Source organism: Micromonospora sp. D75 (assembly GCF_018070405.1).
GTDB lineage: Bacteria > Actinomycetota > Actinomycetes > Mycobacteriales > Micromonosporaceae > Micromonospora > Micromonospora chalcea.
Map to the genome: position 1 here is coordinate 1 of NZ_JAGPXV010001141.1, position 629 is coordinate 629.

The window sequence follows — 629 nt, forward strand, 5'->3', positions numbered from 1 at the left end:
CATGAATACGAGACTCCGCCGCAGCCGGGCATTCCGCCTCGCGGTGTGTCTCGCCCTCGTGGCGATATTGAGCGGCTGCATGCAGCTCAACCTCGGGCTGACCGTGAACGACGACGACACGGTCTCCGGTCAGCTCCTGCTCACCGCGCCGAAGTCCGTGCTCAAGCAGCGCAACCCGGACCCGGCGGTGGCCTTCGCGGAACTGCGGCCGAACATTCCCTCACTTCCGCCCGGAGCGGAGACCCGGTACGAGGACGCCACCTCGTACGGCATTCAGATCACATACCGGAAAACACCGCTGGCACAATTCACGAGCGAAAGCGTGAATCTTGTCCGGGACGATGATCTGTATCGCTTCTCGCTCCCGCTGGACCCGAAGAAATACGGCGGCAAGTTCGGGCAGCAGGATCCGCGCCAGCAGCAGGCGTTCATGACGCTGATGGCGTTCGAGATCTCGGTGACGTTCCCCGGCCGGGTGCTCGACACCAACGGCACTGTCACCGGGCGCTCGGTCACCTGGAAGGTGGTCGCCAACCAGCCCAAGCCGTCCGAGCTGCGCGCCGTGGCCCAGGCGCCCCCGCCGCCAGCCACCAGCCCGGCCGCCGTGGTGACCGGTGACGGTTCCTTCC

The 629-nt window shown here is 66.3% G+C and carries 1 protein-coding gene; it reads left to right on the top strand.

The window, feature by feature from the left end; all coding sequences use genetic code 11:
• A partial coding sequence (locus KBX39_RS32530) for a DUF3153 domain-containing protein (RefSeq protein WP_247660831.1) occupies positions 1-629 on the top strand: 629 nt, incomplete at both ends.